Annotated in this window: 13 protein-coding genes; 6 read left to right on the top strand and 7 right to left on the bottom strand. The window is 63.5% G+C overall.

Annotation, left to right across the window (positions count from 1 at the left end; translation table 11 throughout):
* Positions 1–43: 43 nt before the first annotated feature.
* Positions 44–1,144, top strand: coding sequence for a hypothetical protein (locus tag OPV09_RS12945; protein WP_072454559.1), 1,101 nt, complete (start codon positions 44–46; stop codon positions 1,142–1,144).
* A 52-nt stretch (positions 1,145–1,196) separates the two neighbouring features.
* Here OPV09_RS12945 and OPV09_RS12940 read toward each other — a convergent pair whose 3' ends face one another.
* From OPV09_RS12940 to OPV09_RS12910, 7 genes are read right to left on the bottom strand one after another with little or no spacing between them, the layout of a single operon-like run.
* Positions 1,197–3,284, bottom strand: coding sequence for a flagellar biosynthesis protein FlhA (locus tag OPV09_RS12940; RefSeq protein ID WP_034757882.1), 2,088 nt, complete (start codon positions 3,282–3,284; stop codon positions 1,197–1,199).
* A complete protein-coding gene (locus OPV09_RS12935) occupies positions 3,281–4,420 on the bottom strand; it encodes an EscU/YscU/HrcU family type III secretion system export apparatus switch protein (protein ID WP_034757880.1) in 1,140 nt (379 codons plus the stop codon). The genes OPV09_RS12940 and OPV09_RS12935 overlap by 4 nt, the downstream gene beginning before the upstream one ends.
* The gene (locus OPV09_RS12930; RefSeq protein ID WP_034757878.1) at positions 4,410–5,210 is read right to left on the bottom strand and encodes a flagellar biosynthetic protein FliR; all 801 of its coding nucleotides are present in this window, start codon (positions 5,208–5,210) and stop codon (positions 4,410–4,412) included. Before OPV09_RS12930 ends, OPV09_RS12935 begins: the two co-directional genes overlap by 11 nt.
* 9 nt (positions 5,211–5,219) lie before the next feature.
* A complete protein-coding gene (locus OPV09_RS12925; protein WP_034757874.1) occupies positions 5,220–5,492 on the bottom strand; it encodes a flagellar biosynthetic protein FliQ in 273 nt (90 codons plus the stop codon).
* Between the two features lie 3 nt (positions 5,493–5,495).
* Entirely contained in the window at positions 5,496–6,266 is a 771-nt protein-coding gene (fliP, locus tag OPV09_RS12920; protein ID WP_070303090.1) for a flagellar type III secretion system pore protein FliP, read from the bottom strand.
* Positions 6,263–6,628 carry a FliM/FliN family flagellar motor switch protein gene (locus OPV09_RS12915; RefSeq protein ID WP_034757866.1) on the bottom strand — a complete coding sequence of 122 codons (366 nt, stop codon included), beginning with the start codon at positions 6,626–6,628 and terminating at the stop codon, positions 6,263–6,265. The genes fliP and OPV09_RS12915 overlap by 4 nt, the downstream gene beginning before the upstream one ends.
* Position 6,629: 1 nt before the next feature.
* Positions 6,630–7,508, bottom strand: a complete 879-nt coding sequence (locus OPV09_RS12910) for a FliM/FliN family flagellar motor switch protein (protein ID WP_070303089.1) — start codon at positions 7,506–7,508, stop codon at positions 6,630–6,632.
* Between the two features lie 552 nt (positions 7,509–8,060).
* Here OPV09_RS12910 and OPV09_RS12905 point away from each other — a divergent pair.
* The 5 genes from OPV09_RS12905 to fliI are packed head-to-tail and all read left to right on the top strand — an operon-like array spanning position 8,061 to position 13,204.
* Positions 8,061–8,399: a flagellar hook-basal body complex protein FliE gene (locus OPV09_RS12905; protein WP_331777874.1), complete on the top strand. Its 339-nt coding sequence runs from the start codon at positions 8,061–8,063 to the stop codon at positions 8,397–8,399.
* A gap of 60 nt (positions 8,400–8,459) precedes the next feature.
* Entirely contained in the window at positions 8,460–10,193 is a 1,734-nt protein-coding gene (gene fliF / locus OPV09_RS12900; RefSeq protein WP_338682015.1) for a flagellar basal-body MS-ring/collar protein FliF, read from the top strand.
* On the top strand, positions 10,171–11,211 hold the full coding sequence (locus OPV09_RS12895) for a flagellar motor switch protein FliG (RefSeq protein ID WP_034757846.1): 1,041 nt from the start codon (positions 10,171–10,173) through the stop codon (positions 11,209–11,211). The genes fliF and OPV09_RS12895 overlap by 23 nt, the downstream gene beginning before the upstream one ends.
* Positions 11,208–11,897, top strand: a complete 690-nt coding sequence (fliH, locus tag OPV09_RS12890; protein ID WP_034757841.1) for a flagellar assembly protein FliH — start codon at positions 11,208–11,210, stop codon at positions 11,895–11,897. The genes OPV09_RS12895 and fliH overlap by 4 nt, the downstream gene beginning before the upstream one ends.
* Positions 11,894–13,204, top strand: coding sequence for a flagellar protein export ATPase FliI (gene fliI, locus OPV09_RS12885; RefSeq protein ID WP_072454560.1), 1,311 nt, complete (start codon positions 11,894–11,896; stop codon positions 13,202–13,204). Before fliH ends, fliI begins: the two co-directional genes overlap by 4 nt.
* Position 13,205: the final 1 nt, after the last annotated feature.

Genomic DNA, 13,205 nt, shown 5'->3' with positions numbered 1-13,205 from the left:
CGATGGCGGATCGGATGAATATGTATCAGCAGGAAGCAATGGCATGGCGATAGACCGCATTGCATCGGGCAACCCGGTGCCCCTGATTACCCAGCGCTTCGACGTCAGCCCCGCTACGCCGATGGTGCCGGGCGTGGTCCAGCCGCTGGTGCCGATCGGCCCCTACATGGCGCCCGCGCCCGACGCCGGCACCCTGCCCGCCCAGCTGCAGCAGAAGGGACAGGACAGCCTGGCGTCCCTCATCAAACCCAATGCCGAGGGTACGGGCGGCGCCCTGCCGCGCGACAGCAGCGCCATGCAGGTCAACCAGCTGTTCTTCACGCGCCAGCTCATATGGCAGCCGCCCGACGCTGCGCAGCTGGCCGCGTCGTGGCGCGTGATGGTGCGCACGTATGGCGAACAATATGCGGCCCTGCAAGAACAGGCGCGCGGCCAGCATGTGCCGGGCAGCCTGTTCATGGCCGAGCAGCAGCCGGCCCTGCTGCGCGAAGGCGCACGTCCGCCGTTGACGGTCGACAGCGAAGCGTGGCGCTTTGCCGTGTATGGCTGGGGCGGCCAGCGCCTGCTGCTGCGCGTGCTGGCCAGCGACGAAGACGAGGACGCAGCGCCGAAACGGCGCGGCAAGGTGGCGCTGCGCGTCGAACTGATCATCATCGGCATCGGCCGGGTCGTGATCCAGATGGAGCCGTCCGGCGACGGCGTGCTGCTGGAACTGGCCGCCGACGAGGAAGCCGCCTTGCGTCATTTGCGCCTGGCCCTGCCCGAGATCGCCGACGCCGTGCGGCGCGCGGGCCTGCGCCTGGTGCGCTGCCGCCTGAACCGCCAGTTGCATGCACAGCGCGTGCACGGCAATTACCCGATGCAGGCGGGCGCCGCCTCGCTGTCGCTGCCCCTGTTTCGCGCCATGGCCGAAGTGGCCCTGCTGCTGACGCAGCCGGAAGCGGAAGTGGCGGCCGATCCCGATGCGCCCCAAGCCCCCGCCGCTGAAACCGAGGAGGAGCCCGTCATCGTCTCGAAGGAAGTGGCGGCGCCGTTCGGTTACGACTATGGCGACGAGGAAGACACGGCGCCAGGCGCCACCGTGCTGCTGCTGGCCGATGGCCAGGAGCACGAGCTGCTGCCGCCCATCGACGAGCAGGATTGACGCGGCATAAAAAAACGGCGCCCGAAGCGCCGTTTTTTTTCGTTCCAGCAATTTACCCCACCGTGCCGATGATGCTCACTTCGCGGTTTTCCGGGATTTCGTTATACGACAGCACGTGCAGGCCAGGCGCGAACAGGCGCGCATAGCGGGCCAGCAGCGGACGGATCTGCGGCAGTACCAGCAGCAGCGGCGGCGTGGCCTGCTGCTTCATCTGCTCGCGCGCCACCGGCATGTTCACTTGCAGCTGCGACAGCAGATGCGGGTCGATCGGATAGTTGTCCAAAGTCACCTTGCCCGACTGGCGCGCCTGGTTAAGGGAACCAAGCAGCATGTTTTCCAGTTCGCCGCCCAGGTTAAACGCCTGCATTTCCATCTTCTGGCCGAACAGGCCGCTGACGATCTGGCGCCGCAGCGCACAGCGCACTTCGGCCGCCAGCAGGATCGGATCCTTGGTCGTTTCCGAACTGTCGAGCAAGGTGGTGGCGATGGGCACGATATCCTTCAGTGACACATTTTCCGCCAGCAAGACGCGGAACACGCGCAGCAGCTGCGTATGCGTCAGCGCCTTGTCCAGCGCGCCAGCGAGCTTGGGCGACAGGGCCGTCAGCCGCTCCATCATGTTCGACACATCTTCGTGGCGGAACAGTTCCGGCAGGTATTCGCGCACCATCTTCGACAAGTGCGTGGCGATCACGCTGGGCGCCTCGATGACCTGGTAGCCGAGGCCCAGCGCATGTGCTTTTTCGCCCGGTTCGATCCACGTGACGGGCATGCCGTAGGCCGGCTCGATGCCGGGGATGCCGTCGAGCTGGCCATACACGTTCGGCGACGGGATAGCCATCAGGCGGTCGGCCTGCACTTCCGCCTGCGCCACCACGGTGCCCGACAGCACGATCGCATACTGCGACGGCTTCAGGGCCAGGTCGTCGCGCACGCCGATGTTCGGCAACAGCAAGCCCATCGATTCGGACAGGCTCTGGCGCACGCCCTTGACGCGCTTGTTCAGCGGTTCGCCCTGGGTTTTATCCACCATGCCGACCAATTTATAGCCGAGCATCACCATCAGCGGCTGTACGGCCGGCAATTGCTGCCATTCCAGTTCGGCCGGCTTGTCATCGCGCAAGGCCGCCTCGATGGCCGCCATGCCGGCCGCGTCGGGTCCCTTCACGCGCTTGGTCAAACGCCAGGCCACGAAGGCCAGCACGCCGGCAAAGGTCATGAACATGAACCACGGCATGCCCGGGATCAATGCCAGCGCCACCATCATGCCGGCCGCGCTGTAGATCACCGTTGGCGACGTCAGCACCTGGCCTGCCACTTGCTGTTCGAAGTCGCCCGAATCGCTGATACGGGTCACCAGGATGGCGGCCGCGGCCGACAGCAGCAGCGCCGGGATCTGCGCCACCAGGCCATCACCGATGGTCAGCAGTGCGTACTGGCGGAAGGCGTCGCCGAACGACAGGTCGTGCATCAGCGAGCCGATGGCCACGCCGCCGACCATGTTGATGATCAAGATCAGAATACTGGCGACGGCGTCGCCGCGCACGAACTTCGACGCGCCGTCCATGGCGCCATAGAAATCCGCTTCCGCGGCCACGTCCTTGCGGCGGATCTGGGCTTTTTCCTGGTTGATCAGGCCGGCGTTCAGGTCAGCGTCAATCGCCATCTGCTTGCCTGGCAAGGCATCGAGGGTAAAGCGCGCCGACACTTCCGAGATACGCTCGGCGCCCTTGGTGACGACGGCGAAGTTGATGATCATCAAGATCACGAAGACCACGATACCGACGACGAAGTTACCGCCGATCACCACGTTACCAAACGCCTCGATCACCTTACCGGCCGCATCCGCGCCCGTATGGCCGTGCAGCAACACCACGCGCGTCGACGCCACGTTCAGGGTCAGCCTGAGCATGGTGGTGGCCAGGATCACCGTCGGGAAGACGGAGAAATCGAGCGGCCGCTTGGCCGACACGCTGACGAGGATGACGATCAGTGCCAGCACGATATTGAAAGTGAACAAGATATCGAGCAGCACGGGCGGCAGCGGCAAGATGATCATCGCCAGGATCACCAGCAGGAACAGCGGCGTGGCGAACTTGTGGCGGCGCATTTCGGCAACCAACCGGTTCAGGAAATTCATGAAGGTACTACCTCGCTCAAATGAGATGGCACGACCACCTCGGTGGGAAATGGGGGCTGGGCGGCGCGCTGCCCAGTACGGAATGCTTTCAGCTGCAGTATGTAGTTAAGCACCTGCGACACGGCCTGGTACAGCTGCACGGGAATCTGCTGCTGCACCTGGCTGGTGTTGTAGATGGCGCGCGCCAGCGGCGGCAACTCCAGCGTTTCGATATTGTGTTCCTTCGCCACTTGCCGGATATACAGCGCCATCTCGTCGACGCCCTTGGCAACGACGAACGGCGCCTCGGCGCGGTCCTGGTCATACTTCAATGCGACGGCGTAATGCTCGGGATTGACGATCACCACGTCGGCGTCGGGCACGGTCTTGCGCACGCTGCGCCGGCCGATCTGCTGCTGCAGCTGGCGGATGCGCTGGCGCACTTCGGGCCGCCCTTCGCTGCTTTTATGTTCTTCCTTGACGTCCTGCTTGCTCATGCGCTGGTTGCGGGCAAAGAAAAACGCCTGCGCCGGCACGTCGATGATGGCAAACAGCACGAAGACGGAAATGAGCGCCATCAGGCCGTCGAGCATCAGCGCCGAGCCATCGAGCATGGCCTGCTGCAGGGGCCGGTGTTGCAAATCCACGTACTGCGTCAGGCTGGAGCGGCTCACGTGCACGAGTACCATGCCCAGCACGGCGGCCTTGGCGATCGACAAGCCGAATTCAAAGCCGTGCTTGGGCGACACGAGGCGGCCCAGGTTCTTGGCCGGGCTCAGGCGCTCCATCTTCGGCGCCCAGTTCTTCGTGCTGATGACCCAGCCGCCAGGGATCAAGGAGCCGAGCACGACGAACAAAGGCACGCAGAACAGCGGCACGATCATCTTGATCAGCAAGCCCACCGACGTGGTAAACGCCATCGACATGGCATTTTCCAGCGCGCCCTTGCTGTCGAGCGGCATGAAGGACATGGCGAACAGTTCGCGAAAGCTGACCAGATAACCGGGCAGCAGGTAAATGAAGACCTTCATGCTGATCAGGATGCCCAGCGCCGTCGACAGGTCGCGCGAACGCACCACCTGCCCTTCCTGGCGCGATTTCTTCAGCTTCTGTGCTGAAGCCTTTTCTGTTTTGTCGCCCGTGCTGCTATCCGCCATGGGCCACCCGCATTTGTTCCTGGATCATGTCGAGCACGCGGTTCGTCATGGCGACATAGTGCTCCGGGATAAAGCGCACGATCTGTATCAGCATCAGCAGGCCGAACATGGTGATCATGGAAAAACCCAGCGAAAACAGGTTCAGCGACGGCGCCACCCGATTCAGGAAGCCAAAGCCAAGCTGCACCACCATGGTGGAAAAGACGATGGGCAAGGCCAGCAGCATGGCGGCGGCGAAGATCCATGCCACGTTGTACGCCACCGTCTGCAGCAGCAGCGGCCCGTAGCCCTGCCCCACGGGCCAGGCCGTGAAACTGGCGCCGATCACGCCCGTCAGCACGAGGTGGCCATCGATGGCGAAAAACACGATCATGCACATGATGGTGAGCAAACCCGTGATCACGTCCGACGAGGTGCCGTTGAGCGGATCGTTCATGACGGCCATGGAAAAGCCCACCTGGCTCGACACGAGGTAGCCGAGCACCGACATGACGGACATGGCGAAGTGGAAAGCCAGGCCAAGGACGAAGCCGATGATGGCCTGCTCCAGGGTGGCGACGAGGGCGTGCAGGGAAAACGGATCGATCTTCAGCAACTCCTGCGACACGCCAGATGCCTGCATCACGGGCAGCATCAGGATCGCCAGCACCAGCGACAGCAGCACCCGCACGGGAACGGGCACCATCGCGTCGCCGATCACGGGCGAGGCGCTGAGCATGGCCAGGATGCGGCAGAACGGCCACCACACGGCCAGCAGAAACGGCAGCACCTGATTGAAAATCTGATCCATGGCGCGGTGCTATCCGACCAGGGTGGCGGCGCGCTGAAAAATGGACACGCAATAATCCATCAGGTAACCGGCCATCCAGCGTCCGGCCAGGATCAGGGCCAGCAGGGTGACCAGCAGGCGCGGCAGGAAACTCATGGTCTGTTCATTGATCGATGTGGCCGCCTGCACCAGCGCGACCAGCAAGCCCATGAGCAAACCCGGCACGACCAGGATCACCACCAGCAGCATGACGACATGCAATGCTTCGATGATCAGGTCGACAGCGACTTCAGGGGTAAACATCGGTCAATAGCCCTGTATGCTGGTAACTAAGGTGTTGACGGTCAGGGTCCAGCCATCGACGAGCACGAACAGCAGCAGCTTGAACGGCAGCGAGATGACGAGCGGCGAGAGCATCATCATGCCCATGGCCATCAGCACGGACGCCACCACCAAGTCGATGATGAGGAAGGGGATGAACAGCATGCAGCCGATCTGGAACGCCGTCTTGAGTTCGGACAATACGAACGCGGCCAGCTTGACCGTGAAACTATGGTCCTGCGGGCGCATGCTCGACGGTTCGCCGGCCAGGTGCGCGATCTGCGCCAGCGCGGCCTTGCTCGTCTGCGCCAGCATAAAGCGCGAAATGGGCACTTCGGCAATTTTCAAGGCTTCCTGCATGCCGATCTGGTCGCGGTCATAAGGCACGAACGCTTCCTTCCACACCTGGTCGCCGATGGGACGCATGACCAGCAAGGTGAGAATCAGGGCGATGCCGGTGACGATACGGTTGGGCAAGCCCTGCTGCAGACCGAGGGCCTGGCGCAGCAGCGACAGCACGATGACGAAGCGGGTAAAGCTGGTCATCATCATGACCATCACGGGCAGCAGCCCGAGCAGGGTCATGACGACGAGGATCTGCATCTTCACCGACAGGTCGGTCTTCGCGCCCGGCACCACGCCGGCGAGCAGGTCCTGCGCGCCGGCCGCGCCGCAGCACAGCATCAGAACAGGGACAGCCAGCGCGGCAGCCAGCGCGCCGCGGCGCCGGCTCAAGCCGGGTACCGCCAGCTTCATGCTGTCATCAGGTCGAGATTGAGGCCGTCGAGGTCGATGACTTTCAGGCCATAGTTCTCGCCGGCCACCACCACTTCGGCACGGCCGATCGGCGTGCCGTTGACCTTGATCACCAGCGGTTCGCCGGCCAGCATGTCGAGTTCGATCACACTTTCCGGACCGATGGCCATCAACTCTTCCAGCGAGATGCGGGCCGAGCCCACTTCCAGGGTCAGGGTGACGGGAATCTTGCGCATCATTTGCGGAATGTCGCGGCGTGCGCGGGTGCTGGCCACGTCGGAGACGTCGCCCTGGTCGATGATCATGTCATCGCCCAGGTCTTCCAGCAGGGTTTCGCTCTGGTTGGTATCGGTGATATTCATATTATTCGACATCTTCAAATGAGGTTAAACAGAGCTTGCCCTTGTGTTCGGAAACAGCCGCTGTAAATAAACGGGAGTCGTCAAGCATGACGTCGGTACGGCTCAGGCTGACTGGAATCACGTCGCCCACGCGCAAGTCGAACAAGGCGCCCAGCTGCACCTGCTTGCTGACGAGCCGGCCTTCCAGGGTCACTTGCAGGCGCGAAGCGAGCGGGCGTACGCTGCCGCGCAAGGCTTTCTTCGCTTGCGCGCGCTCGGGCAGCAGGCCGCGCAGCACGTCGGCCATCAGGCGCTTGTCCAGCGAGAACCAGAACTGGCCGCTCTGCCCCGCTTCGACGTCGCTGAGCGCCACGGTGACGATCCAGCTGCCGCGTGCCGGATGCACGCCGGACTGCACGGCGACCTCGGCAGTAGTGTCGATGTCGCTGCTCTTGCCCAGGGTTTGCAGGTTCTTGTGGATGCGGGTGAACAAACTGTGGACCAACTGTTGTCCCAGCACCACAGCGAGGCGCTCTTCCGTTGCCGTCACGCGCACTTGCGCCGGATCGGGCAGCGCGCCCTTGGCGCCGGCACTACCGTAGCGATAGTTCAGCACGCTCAACAGTATCTGCCGTTCGAGCGCAAAGCCCGGCTGGCCGGCCGGCGTGGAAAAACTCAGCCAGCGGTTCACGCTGTCTTCGTTCTCCACGCGCGACAAGGTCACGGCGTCGATCTGGAAATTGCCCCAGTAGCGACGGCTCATCGGCTGGCGCAGGGCCACGGCCAGGTCGTCGCGCAGCTGTGCGCCGAATACATGCAGCAAATGGACAGGGCGTCCAAGCAGACAGGAATCGAGGACTTGATGGCGCACAGTTTGATCTGTCTTGGTAATGATTGTCATGTAGTGGTCATGTCGGTATTGCGGTGGCAGAACAAATTATACGGATCGCCCGAAATTAAATACAGCATCATCTTGGCCTTGCCGACAGGTCTGCAAGCAAACGATTGCGCATCGTATCGCATGCTCGATGGCTACGGTGCTGAACAATACATGAAAAAGCCAAATATTGCCATGTATCAATATTCCTTGAGGCAATCCTCTCTTTACTTTATAGTTGCCCCGAGGTAAGCTTATAGCGAGAAAATAGTGATTTGCAGTGCGCCATTCCGCTTACCTGATTCCGGTTTTTATGGCAGTTCCCAGCTCCTCTTATTGCCACCAGAAGAAACTTTTATCAGATAATCATTAGTTGTCATGGCCATGTAAATCATGTCGGCGCAGGTCTGCCGGGTTTGTTTGAATCTGCTGAGCGGATGGTGTGGCAACTGATAAAACTGATGGGCCCAATTGAAATCGGGCCGGGCAAGATGGCATTCAATGTAATGCCTGCCGGAATGGCAAACCAGTAATTTCTGATTGATACGTCACCGCATATTGAAAGTAGAGGGCAAGATGAGCAACGAACTCGCAGGTCTGATCAAGGCCGATCTGGCAGCACTGAGCAATGACGCGCACGCCCTGGGCGCCAGCATCATGCCCGCCGCCCAGTTCGGCGCACCGGAACAATCCGGCTTCTCGTTTGCGCAAAGCATGAAAGACGCCATCGGCAAGGTCAACGGCGACGACCGCCTGGCCGCGCAGAAAATGAGCGACGTCGACAGCGGCAAGAGCGACGACATGGTCGGCGCCATGCTGGCCAGCCAGGAAGCGAGCCTGTCCTTCTCCATGTTGATGCAAGTGCGCAACAAGGTCATGGGCGCTGTCGACGAACTCATCAAACTGCCTCTGTAATCTTCACGTCCTGATCCACGCCCAGCCTCCCAGCGAAAGTTACCCCAAGTGATTACCACCATGAAGTCCGCATTTGCGCGCTGGCGCCCTGGCGCCCAGCCCGCCATCCCGCCCGCCCTGCTGAAAAACCTGGTTCCCATCGTCGTGCTGGCCATCGGCATCACCGCCATGGTGACCATGTACGCGTGGCGCGACCAGGCCAACTACAAGCCGGTGTTTGGCGCGCGCGAAAAAGTGGCCGTGACGGACATGATGGCCACCCTGGACGCCGAGCACATCCCCTACCGCTTGCATCCGGACAGCGGCCAGGTGCTGGTGCCCGACGCCATGCTGGGCAAGGTGCGCATGCTGCTCGCCTCGAAAGGTGTGACGGCGCAGCTGCCGGCCGGCCTGGAGCTGATGGACAAGAATGACCCGCTGGGCGTGTCGCAGTTCGTGCAGGACGTGCGCTTCCGCCGCGGCCTGGAAGGCGAGCTGGCGCAAAGCATCATGACGATGGACGCGATCGCTTCGGCGCGCGTCCATCTGTCGATTGCCAAGTCGACGTCGTTCGTCGCCAGCGATGGCGACAAATCGTCGGCCTCCGTCGTCGTGGCGCTGAAACCGGGCCGTACCCTGGCGCCGGAACAGATCGCCGCCGTCATCAACATGGTGGCTGGCAGCGTCGCCAGCCTGGCGCCCACGCGCGTGAGTCTGGTCGACCAGGGCGGCAACCTGCTGTCCTCGCACGTCGACCTGACGGACGGCTTCGACGCTTCGGCCGCTGGCAATGAAGGCGCGAAACGCTTCCAGGATGAGATCCGCCGCAACGTCACGGGCTTGCTGGGTCCCGTCATCGGCGAAGACAACTTCAAGCTCAGCGTGACGGCCGCCGTGAACAACGACCGCGTCGATGAAACGCTGGAAAAATACGGCGAAGCCCCGAAAGTGACGAGCGAGGCGATGCGCGAAGAGCAGGAACGCAACCGCACCGTGGCCGGCATTCCCGGCAGCCTGTCGAACCGTCCGCCAGCGGCCGCCGTGCCGGCACCGGCCGACGCCGCCGGCGCCGCACCGGCCGATGGCGCACCCAAGCCGTCCGACGATGGCACGGCCCGCAAGAACGCCACCACGCGCCAGTACGCGTATGACCGCAGCATCACGCAGATCAAGCGCAGCCGTGGCCGCCTGGAAAAACTCAGCGTCGCCGTCGTCCTCAACAGCGCCGCCGCACCGAATCCGAAAACAGGCTGGACCCCTGCAGAACTGGGCAATATCGAAAAAATGCTGACCAGCGGCCTGGGCATCAACGCCCAGCGCGGCGACAGCCTGAGCCTGACGGCGCTGGCCTTCCCTGCCAAGCCACCTGTCGCGCAATGGTGGGAGGAGCGCGACACCGTCGTCGATTTCAGCAGCTGGCTGCTGTACGCGCTGGGCGCCGTGCTCGGCTACTTCCTGATCCTGCGTCCGCTGCTGCGCCTGCTGACCTCGCGCCTGGCGCCGCCGCCACTGAAACAGCTCGATCCAGCCCTGGCGCTAGGCGGCAGCCCCGCCGCCGCCAGCGCCAATGGCGCAGCCGTTGCCGCCGCGCCGGCCCTGGGCGTGAACGGCAACCCGCTGGCGCTCGAAGGCGAGGCCGGCGCCGGCAACATGCCGGTCGTGCCGTTGCTGGAAAACTATGACTTGCCGCCGCCAGGCTCGGCGGTCGACGTGATGGTCGACCACCTGAAAGTGCTGGCGGAAAAAGAACCCGAGCGTGTCGCCGAAGTCGTCAAACAATGGATGCAGAAAAATGGCCGAACTCAACAACAGTAATCCCTCCGACGGCGCCGAGTACGAAAGCGCCAGTCTGACCCCCGTGGAACAGGCCGCCATCGTGCTGCTGAGCATCGGCGAAGAACAGGCCGCCAACGTGCTGCGCTGCCTGTCGCGTGAAGAATTGCTGGAAGTCACGCAAGTGATGTCGCGCATGAGCGGCATCAAGGTTGAATCCGTGAAAACGGCCATGCAGACCTTCTTCGACGACTACCGCCAGCAAAGCGGCGTGCATGGCGCCTCGCGCAGCTACCTGAAGCGCTCGCTGGACATGGCGCTGGGCAGCGATATCGCGAATAGCGTGCTGAACAATATTTATGGCGATGCGATCCGCCCCAAAATGGCGCGCCTGCAGTGGGCCTCGCCGAAATGGCTGGCCGAATACATCGTCAACGAGCACGTGCAGATGCAAGCCGTGTTCCTGGCCTTTTTGCCACCCGCGCTGGCCGGCCAGATTCTCGACGCACTGCCCGTCGAAGGCCGCGACCTGGTTTTGCTGAACCTGGCGCGCCTGGACGAGATCGACCGCGACCTGCTGGTCGAGCTCGATGAACTGGTGGGCCGCTGTCTGGGCACGCTCGACACGCAAAGCACCAGCGTGGAAGGCATCCGCCAGGCGGCCGAGATCCTCAACCGCATGCCGGGCAACCGCGCCGCGCTGGTCGAACTGCTGCGCGCGCACGACCCGGACGTCGTCTCGGAAATCGAACTGAGCATGTACGACTTCCTGATCCTGGCCACGCAGAGCGATGTCACGCTCACGCGCATCCTGGAAGACGTGCCGATGGAACAATGGGCGATCGCCCTCAAGGGCGCGGAACCGTCGATCCGCGACGCCGTGCTGAAAACCATGCCGCGCCGCCAGGCGCAGAGCTTCGAAGACATGATGCGCCGTTCCGGCCCCGTGCCGCTGTCGCGTATCGAACAGACGCGCCAGGAAATCATGGCCACCGTCAAGGGCCTCGCCGATGCGGGCGAGATCGAAGTGCAACTGTTTGCTGAAGCGGTGATCGAATGAAACACTTCCGCTCGTATCGTTTCCCGCCGCTGTCGCAATTCATCGCCGCCGGCCAGCGTGCCTCCAACGAGGACACGGATGGCCAGTGGCAGGCGTCCGTCTCGGAAGGTTTCGAGCAGGGCCAGCGCGACGGCTACGAAGTGGGCCTCGTGCAAGGCCAGCAAGACGGCTACGACACCGGACGCAACGATGGCATGGCGCAGGGCCGCGAAGAAGGCCGCAATGAAACCCTGGTGGCGCTGGACCGCCTGGCCCGCCCTGTCGACGCCATCTTGCGCGACCTGAAAAAAGTACGCGCCGACTACCGCGAAGCGCAGCGCAAGGAAGTGGTCGACCTGGTGGCCAAGGTGGCGCGCCAGGTGATCCGCGCGGAACTGGCGCTGCAGCCGGTGCAATTGCTGGCCCTGGTCGACGAGACCCTGGCCTCGATGCCGCCCACGCGCGAGGAAATCGACGTCTTCCTCAATCCGGAAGAATTGAAACGCATCAGCGAACTCGATCCGAAGCGCGCCAAGCGCTGGAACCTGATCGCCGACGCACGCCTCGACGCAGGCGAATGCCGCATCAAGGCGGGCGACAATGAAGTCGACGCGGGCTGCCATCAGCGCCTGTCGGCCTGCATGGAGCAGGTCAGCAGCCACCTGGCGCTGGCCGCCGAACACGCTGACCACGGCGCGCCTGCATGATCGCCGACACGCTGCGCAGCTTCGAGATCGGCGATATCCCGGTCGCGACACCGACCGGCCGCCTGGTCGGCGCTTCCGGCCTGCTGCTGGAAAGCGCCGGCTGCCGCCTGCACACGGGCCAGCGTTGTCAAATTGAAACTGTGAGCGGCGAGTGGCTCGATGCGCAAGTCGTCGGTTTCCGCGAAAAACTGTCCTACCTGATGCCGTTCAAGAAGGCGACGGGCCTGACCACGGGCGCCAGGGTCCTACCCCTGCCCGACAAGGCCAGCCTGCAGATCGGCCCGTCGTGGCTGGGCCGCATGGTCAATGGCCTCGGCGAGCCGATCGACGACCTGGGCCGCCTCGGCGGCGAACACGTCCTGGAAGTGACGCCACCGAAGGTCAATCCCCTGAAGAAACAACCGGTGGTCGAACCGCTCGACGTGGGCGTACGCGCCATCAACAGCATGCTGACCCTGGGCAAGGGCCAGCGCGTGGGCCTGATGGCCGGTTCCGGCGTGGGCAAGAGCGTGCTGCTCGGCCTGATCACGCGCCAGACGGTGGCCGATGTCGTCGTCGTCGGCCTGATCGGCGAACGGGGCCGCGAAGTGCGCGAATTCGTGGAAAAGTCGCTGGGCGCCGAAGGCCTCAAAAAGGCTGTGCTGGTGATCGCGCCGGCCGATGAATCGCCGCTGATGCGCATCATGGCGACCGAACTGTGCCATTCGATCGCCGCCCATTACCGCGACCAGGGCAAGCACGTGCTGCTGCTGGTCGATTCGCTGACGCGCTATGCGATGGCCTTGCGCGAAGTGGCGCTGGCCCTGGGCGAGCCGCCGGCCACGCGCGGCTATCCGCCGTCCGTCTTCTCGAACCTGCCGCAACTGGTGGAAAGCGCCGGCAATGGCGCCCACCCGGAAGGCAGCATGAGCGCCATCTACACGGTGCTGGCCGAAGGCGACGACCAGCAGGACCCGGTGGTCGACACGGCGCGCGCAATTCTCGACGGCCACATCGTGCTCACGCGCGAACTGGCCGAGCGGGGCCACTACCCCGCCATCGACATCGCCGCCTCGATCAGCCGCTGCATGGCCCAGGTGATCACGCCCACCCACATGCAGGCGTCGCGCGCGCTGAAAGCGTCGATGGCGCGCCATGCGCGCGTGCGCGATCTGATCCCGCTGGGCGCCTACGTGCCCGGCGCCGATCCGATCACCGACCGCGCCGTGCAGCTGCACGCGCCTATCGAAGCGTTCCTGTGCCAAGGCACCAAGGAAGAAGCGCCGATGGCGCCGTGCATCGAACAACTTGAACAGATCATGGGCTAGG

This window comes from Janthinobacterium sp. TB1-E2 (assembly GCF_036885605.1).
Classification (GTDB): Bacteria; Pseudomonadota; Gammaproteobacteria; order Burkholderiales; family Burkholderiaceae_D; genus Janthinobacterium; species Janthinobacterium aestuarii.
Note: the sequence above shows the minus strand (reverse complement) of the source record. Positions and strands in the feature narration are given on the sequence as shown.

Coding starts and splice junctions, on each gene's coding strand:
- OPV09_RS12945 (WP_072454559.1), top strand. CDS start 44: ATGGCGATAGACCGCATTGCATCGGGCAACCCGGTGCCCCTGATTACC.
- OPV09_RS12940 (WP_034757882.1), bottom strand. CDS start 3,284: ATGAATTTCCTGAACCGGTTGGTTGCCGAAATGCGCCGCCACAAGTTC.
- OPV09_RS12935 (WP_034757880.1), bottom strand. CDS start 4,420: ATGGCGGATAGCAGCACGGGCGACAAAACAGAAAAGGCTTCAGCACAG.
- OPV09_RS12930 (WP_034757878.1), bottom strand. CDS start 5,210: ATGGATCAGATTTTCAATCAGGTGCTGCCGTTTCTGCTGGCCGTGTGG.
- OPV09_RS12925 (WP_034757874.1), bottom strand. CDS start 5,492: ATGTTTACCCCTGAAGTCGCTGTCGACCTGATCATCGAAGCATTGCAT.
- fliP (WP_070303090.1), bottom strand. CDS start 6,266: ATGAAGCTGGCGGTACCCGGCTTGAGCCGGCGCCGCGGCGCGCTGGCT.
- OPV09_RS12915 (WP_034757866.1), bottom strand. CDS start 6,628: ATGAATATCACCGATACCAACCAGAGCGAAACCCTGCTGGAAGACCTG.
- OPV09_RS12910 (WP_070303089.1), bottom strand. CDS start 7,508: ATGACAATCATTACCAAGACAGATCAAACTGTGCGCCATCAAGTCCTC.
- OPV09_RS12905 (WP_331777874.1), top strand. CDS start 8,061: ATGAGCAACGAACTCGCAGGTCTGATCAAGGCCGATCTGGCAGCACTG.
- fliF (WP_338682015.1), top strand. CDS start 8,460: ATGAAGTCCGCATTTGCGCGCTGGCGCCCTGGCGCCCAGCCCGCCATC.
- OPV09_RS12895 (WP_034757846.1), top strand. CDS start 10,171: ATGGCCGAACTCAACAACAGTAATCCCTCCGACGGCGCCGAGTACGAA.
- fliH (WP_034757841.1), top strand. CDS start 11,208: ATGAAACACTTCCGCTCGTATCGTTTCCCGCCGCTGTCGCAATTCATC.
- fliI (WP_072454560.1), top strand. CDS start 11,894: ATGATCGCCGACACGCTGCGCAGCTTCGAGATCGGCGATATCCCGGTC.